This window comes from Mesorhizobium sp. M5C.F.Ca.IN.020.29.1.1, assembly GCF_003997375.1.
GTDB classification, from domain to species: domain Bacteria; phylum Pseudomonadota; class Alphaproteobacteria; order Rhizobiales; family Rhizobiaceae; genus Mesorhizobium; species Mesorhizobium wenxiniae.
Window position 1 is genome coordinate 1 of record NZ_RZSW01000405.1, and the last position, 5,936, is coordinate 5,936.

The 5,936-nt window shown below is 59.1% G+C and carries 6 protein-coding genes and 1 pseudogene; 5 read left to right on the plus strand and 2 right to left on the minus strand.

The genetic code is table 11. The features are described from left to right. The coding region (locus EOA85_RS25435) for a cold-shock protein (RefSeq protein ID WP_164759867.1) at positions 1-115 on the minus strand (115 nt) is incomplete at its 3' end. Between the two features lie 502 nt (positions 116-617). Continuing rightward, on the minus strand, positions 618-1,091 hold the full coding sequence (locus EOA85_RS25440) for a transposase (protein WP_127211605.1): 474 nt from the start codon (positions 1,089-1,091) through the stop codon (positions 618-620). 1,167 nt (positions 1,092-2,258) lie between these two features. Here EOA85_RS25440 and EOA85_RS25445 point away from each other — a divergent pair. From EOA85_RS25445 to EOA85_RS25465, 5 genes and pseudogenes are all read left to right on the plus strand, one after another. Beyond that, positions 2,259-2,471, plus strand: a pseudogene (locus tag EOA85_RS25445) (acyltransferase); the annotation flags it as partial. A gap of 150 nt (positions 2,472-2,621) precedes the next feature. Next, a complete protein-coding gene (locus EOA85_RS25450) occupies positions 2,622-2,903 on the plus strand; it encodes an acyl carrier protein (RefSeq protein ID WP_127211608.1) in 282 nt (93 codons plus the stop codon). Then, a complete protein-coding gene (locus EOA85_RS25455; RefSeq protein ID WP_127211606.1) occupies positions 2,904-4,112 on the plus strand; it encodes a beta-ketoacyl-[acyl-carrier-protein] synthase family protein in 1,209 nt (402 codons plus the stop codon). Positions 4,113-4,984: 872 nt separating this feature from the next. Further along, positions 4,985-5,575 (plus strand): NodA family N-acyltransferase, encoded by a 591-nt coding sequence (locus EOA85_RS25460; protein WP_127211607.1) that lies wholly within the window; start codon positions 4,985-4,987, stop codon positions 5,573-5,575. Continuing rightward, positions 5,572-5,936, plus strand: a 365-nt coding sequence (locus EOA85_RS25465; RefSeq protein WP_164759868.1) for a polysaccharide deacetylase family protein, incomplete at its 3' end; no start/stop codon positions are given. The genes EOA85_RS25460 and EOA85_RS25465, both read left to right, overlap by 4 nt.

The following is a 5,936-nucleotide window of genomic DNA, read 5'->3' on the forward strand; positions in this document are numbered from 1 at the left end:
ACCCCGCACGTTCAACGGCAGAAATATGAACGAAAACGTCCGCACCGCCGGAGTCGGGTTGGATGAACCCAAAGCCTTTTGTCCCATTAAACCACTTTACCGTACCTGTAGCCACGCGCCTATTTCCTCATCTTGGTAAAGGCGGGCAATCTCCACCCGCGCGGAGGCAATCTAGCCATGGCCCTGAGCACGTCAATGACGATTGTCGTCCTCAACCCCTAGCCTTTGCCTTCCACCTCTCAGCCGTAAGCTGAGGCAGAGTCTATCAGCGAGCTCGAAACCGACGCGGGCTTCGATCACGGGCGCGGCGTTGCAAAGGTGCCTCGCTCGTCAATCGCTCCGTGCGATGGAAACCCGGTGCTACGCGTGAGACTTGCCAGTCTCGTACACATGATTGAGCCGACCACCGGCCATTAAGCGGGAGCGGCCGGGCGCGTTCGTCAAGAACGTCTTCAGTTGCCGGCTGCCCGGTCTCAGGTCGAAACAGCTCGTTGCGCCAGTATCGGCTGCTGGGACGCGAAGTCACTGTTCGCTGTGCCAAAAAAGGCAGAAAGGAAGGTCACCTTGGAGCTCAGGTCAGTCGACCCTCGGGCTTTCTGCCTATGGCGGCAAAGGGCTCAAGCAAGCCCGAGCTTTTTCCTGAGCTCGGCGTTTTCTTTCCGGAGCCGGTCAGCGAGGAGCTTCTTCAGACGGGCGTTCTCTTCTTCAAGCTTCACAAGATCCTTGAGCTCATCGCTCTGTGTTGTCTGACCAGCAGCCCTTTTCCAGTGATAGTACGTCTGTTCCGATATTCCAGCGTTCTGAACGGCTGCCTTGATACTATCTCCCCGTCCGATCTGCTTCTCGATCTCGCCGAGCTTCTGGGCACGCTCTTTCTCAGAGTAATTTCTCCGCGCTGCCCGGACTGTAGGCGAAGCGATCGCTTTAGATGAAGACGCCTGGAGAGCCGAGCTGGCGGCTCTGGTTCGTATAGCACCTGCGCGCTGCGCGGTCCGCTTCCGCGTCTTCGGCGCTTTTATGTCAGGTGTCTGTTCCTTCACGGGCACCTCGCCTGCTGCCTGGGTTGCCTCAGTTTCCTTAAGGTCGGCCATCAGAAACTCCCTGCGAGTTCAAAGATCTATTCTAGCACGCAGCATCTAGAACTTATGGGCTTTGTCAACTGCGGCCACAAAACCGTGCTCGCCAATGTCGCCGTCAGACGCGTTAACATGATGCCAGTAACTGCGGCAATGCAATGGGTTCGCAATCCGCAACATAGAGTATCGGCTGGATGTGCACGACGCCCCAGTCTCTGAAACAGCGTAGCCGCCCGGTAAAAGCCGCTTTCTGTCTGCCTTAGAAACAAGGTGGTCGGTCGCAACTCCCGCGCATACTATCCGTCTACTCTTGCTCCTCGCGCGGCGCCAGGTCCTCATCATCGATGCCGGCCGCTTAGCCAGCCACTCGCATTGCCCCCTGGCAGGATGGTGCCGATCCTGCTGAGCGCATGCTGGCGCGAAGTTGCTTTGCGGCCACCGTCGCACGGGCCCGTGAACTGTTCGCGCCTGTGCTCATGCTCGCCCTTTGACACCCTCGACGGGTCCATCCGGGATGGTCAGCCATCCGGAACATAGCGGGCAGGCGGGCATCTTCACCAGCAGTCTCTGTGTCGCTCTCGTGGCCGCAAACAAGATCTAGGCTGGCGGGGTGATGATCAACGGTCCTCGTATCATCGATTTTGATCGCGGTGGCCCTTCGGTGCGTTCGAGCACGAGGCGCCGGTTAGACGGCACCGCCGCATCACAGCGAAGTGCCATGCAGGACGACTCCCTGCAGCATCGTCTCGCGCAGCCAAACACTTGCCGGATCACTGTTGTGAACGGCCGGGCGTTTGACGGCCTGCGACGCGAAAAGGCAGCGGAAGATCTAGCATATATGGGGGAAATGTTTTTCCGGAGTGCTTGACCAGCAGGAAGGGCATGACTGCCTATCGCCCGACCCGGCAAGGCCGCACTCATGACCGGCTGGGCTCGGTTAATCCTGCATGCCGCGCCCATGAGGTTACTTGTCGGGAGTGCGTCGAGCACAACGACGAGATGTAGTTCACGACCTTTGAAACGCGTGGTCAACTATCCAAAGTGTGGAAGCCTTTCATCTAAACAAACGATTTCATCAATGTTCTGGAATCCTGCATGGGCAGAAGCACCTGACGCACACCGATGCCCCACTGCCTCATGGCGTGGCGAGCGTCTTAAGAACTGCCCGAGGGGAGAACTTTCATGCGCTCTACCGGGCAGTGGAGTGCTGGGAAAGGGAGTTGCAACTGACCGGCCATGTCAAACTCTCCGACTTCTTCCGAGCCTATGGACGGACTGGGAACCTTCCACGCAAAGCTATTCGAAAGCGGCCGCAGTTGGGCCGGCGCGAGACCGGAAGCCCGCGCAATCGGCTACGACGCGCACGGTGTAGCGGCTCACATCGGCATACCGCGCCTACGCCACACACCGGCCGGACCTGATCCGGCTTTTATGAGCATTGGGCTTTGTCAGTCGCACAAGCGTGGTGGCTATTTCGCGACGCGGCGCGCCTCAGGAACTGAGCCGCGTCGAAGTCGAAACGCTGGAAGAAAGATAGGAAACAGAATGGCCGATCAATTCGCAACGGACGTCATTGCCCTGATCAAGAAACGCGCCGAGTCGGAGAGCGGTGAGGGAATGCCTGCGTCATTCGTCGGCGAGATAACAATCGCCACGGAACTGGACGCGCTCGGGTTCGATTCGCTGGGTTTGGCGGACATTCTCTGGGATGTGGAACAGGCCTACGGCATCAAGATCGACATGAACACGGCCGATGCCTGGTCGAATCTCAAGAATGTCGGCGACGTCGTGGACGCCGTCCGCGGCTTGCTTGCGAAGGAGGCTTGAATGGACAGGCGCGTCGTCATCACCGGAGTGGGCGGCCTGTGCGGACTGGGCACCGACGCCACCTCTATGTGGAAAGAGATGCGCGAAGGCCGCTCCGCCATCGGCCCGATCGCCAATTCCGAGCTTCATGACCTGGATGGCATGACGGGCGCTGAGATCAAGGCGCTGCCCGAGCACGACATTAACCGGGGGCATCTCATCTCCATGGACCGCTTCAGCTTGCTCGCCGTGCTTGCAGCGCGCGAAGCCATGCGGCAGGCCGGACTTTCCTGCGACGAAGGGAATGCCCATCGCTTCGGCGCGACAGTGGGCGTCGGATTTACCGGTTCATACGCAACAGAACAAACTTACCGCTCACTGCTTTTGGGTAGCGCAATCCGTGCTGAACTCTTCACTGGAGTAAAGGTGATGCCCAGCGCCGCTTCCGTCCATCTTAGCTTGAGCCTCGGCTTGCGCGGGCCGGTCTTCGGGGTGACTTCCGCATGTGCCTCGGCCAACCATGCGATCGCCTCGGCGGTGGATCAGATCAAGCTGGGCCGGGCCGACGTAATGGTTTCCGGGGGCAGCGACTCGCCGTTTGCATGGGGAGTGCTGAAAGCATGGGAAGCAATGCGCGTGCTTTCACCCGATACCTGCCGGCCCTTCTCCGCCGATAGGAAGGGCCTGGTGCTGGGCGAGGGTGCGGGCATGGCCGTGCTGGAAAGCTACGAGCATGCCACGGCGCGCGGTGCCACAATCCTTGCCGAGATCGCCGGCGTCGGCCTTTCCGCCGATGCCTTCCACATTGCCGCGCCATCTGTCGAGGGGCTAGCATCGGCGATGCGCGCCTGCCTTGCCGATGCCGGGCTAAATGCCGAGGACGTCGACTACCTCAACGCGCACGGCACCGGTACCAAGAGCAATGATCAGACTGAAACGGCGGCGATCAAGCGTGTGTTTGGAGACCACGCTTATTCGATGTCCATCTCTTCCACCAAGTCCACGCACGCGCATTGCCTCGGCGCAGCGAGCGCGCTTGAAATGATCGCCTGCGTGATGGCAATCCAAGAGGACGTCGTGCCGCCGACCGCCAACTATCGCGAGCCAGATCCCGCTTGCGACCTCGACATCACACCCAATGTGCCGCGCGAGCGCAAGGTGCGCGTCGCCATGAGCAACGCCTTCGCCATGGGCGGCACGAACGCAGTTCTGGCATTCAGGCAGGTGTAGAAGCCATGCAACACGCCTCATTTGAGGTCACCTGTCGTATCTAGCTGCTTGCCGGACCACTATGTGAAGTGAGCGCTATTGGCTGCCTCTGGGATGCCGGAATTGGCGGCGGAAGTCTCACCATCAAACAGGCATCTGCTTGTAGAATTCTTTTAATCGTGAAGCGGCGCGAGTGCGCTATCCGTTGAGGTAAGCAAGGCCTGCGCCCTGGGTGAGCGCTGGTGTCGGGTGGTGGAAAGTACAGGGGGAGCTGTGTGGCCCCCCTCTTTCTCGGCCTCGACGATGTGCGAAGGAGCCTGTGCGGCGAAACGGGCCGACGCCCCCAAGCCCAGAACTTGGGCGAAACCAACTCCCACCAAAGGACAGCCAGAGCTGGATACACGAAAGAGATACTGAACCCGCGAATCAGACGCTGATCAATCGTCGTTTCTGAGCTCCGCTCGGCTCTTACGGAGATAATCGCGCGGCCCGGCAACGACCGCACTTACCGGCAGGGATAAGTTGATCCTGCGTGCCGCGGGCGTGAGCTTTGCGCTTCGTTTGAAGTGCCTCGAGCGTGATGACGATAATTGACAAGTCATATGGAACGCATTCGCGCACCTATCCAAAGCGTGGATACCTTTCATCTAAACAAAGGATTTTGCCGTTTTTGCTGCAGGTCCCATAGAAGCGCTTCAAGTTGGAAAGAAGGTAATTCCGATGGTTGCGTTGGCTCCGAGGAGCATCATCTGGTGTGCAGGGCGCACAAAGTCAGTCGCATCTGCATTGCGGCTTGGTCTTTCGGCGGTCTGCACAAGTTACGCCGCGTTCGCACGACGCCAATTATGCTTGGACATTTATCTCAACCAGACAGCTACAAGGTGAGGTCTTCCATGCGCCCGAATGTCGAGTGGAAGTTGTGCTGGGAAAATGAGTTGCAACTGGCCGACCATGTCGAACTCTCCGACTTTTTCCGAAAGACCTATGGACGGACTGGCGCCTTTAACGCAGAGCCATTCGAAGGCGGTCGCAGTTGGGCCGGCGCGAGGCCGGAATTCCGCGCAATCGGCTACGACGCGCAAGGGGTAGCGGCTCACATCGGCATGCTGCGGCGCTTCATCAGGGTTGGCGAGGTCGATTTGGTCGTCGCTGAATTGGGCTTGTACGCGGTTCGTCCGAATCTTGAGGGACTCGGAATCAGTTTTTCAATGCGCGTTGCGTACCCCGTGCTCCAGCAAATGGGTGTTCCATTCGCTTTCGGCACGGTTCGGCACGCGCTGCGAAACCATGTCGAAAGATTCTGCAGAGCCGGCCTCGCCAACATTGTGTCGGGCGTTCGCGTACGGTCGACCCGTCCAGACGTGCATCCCGACCTGCCGCCCACACGCCTGGAAGACGTACTCGTGTTGGTTTCGCCGATCGGACGCTCGATGGACGAGTGGCCGTCGGGTACCCTGATCGACCGGAACGGTCCGGAACTATGAAGCCTCTGGACTACATATGCCAAGGGCAGAGTGACGCCGATGGCATTGCAGAGCGCAGCGTCTATCTGACGTTTGACGACGGTCCCAATTCATTTTTCACACCGCAGATACTCAATGTGCTGGCGCAACATCAGGTGCCGGCGACCTTCTTCGTTGTTGGGGCCTACGCGGCCGATGAGCCGGAACTCGTTCGCCGAATTATTACAGACGGGCACGGTATAGCCAACCACACAATGACTCATCCGGACCTGGCTAAATGCGGGCCCGTCGAAGTCGACCGCCAGATAGTTGAGGCAAACAGAGTCATCGGGATGGCTTGCCCGCAGGCCATGGTTCGGTACTTTCGTGCACCGTATGGCAT

Bases quoted from the DNA above. Each gene is read 5' to 3' on its own strand.
- EOA85_RS25455 (WP_127211606.1), top strand. From the start codon at position 2,904: ATGGACAGGCGCGTCGTCATCACCGGAGTGGGCGGCCTGTGCGGACTG.
- EOA85_RS25440 (WP_127211605.1), bottom strand. From the start codon at position 1,091: ATGGCCGACCTTAAGGAAACTGAGGCAACCCAGGCAGCAGGCGAGGTG.
- EOA85_RS25460 (WP_127211607.1), top strand. From the start codon at position 4,985: ATGCGCCCGAATGTCGAGTGGAAGTTGTGCTGGGAAAATGAGTTGCAA.
- EOA85_RS25450 (WP_127211608.1), top strand. From the start codon at position 2,622: ATGGCCGATCAATTCGCAACGGACGTCATTGCCCTGATCAAGAAACGC.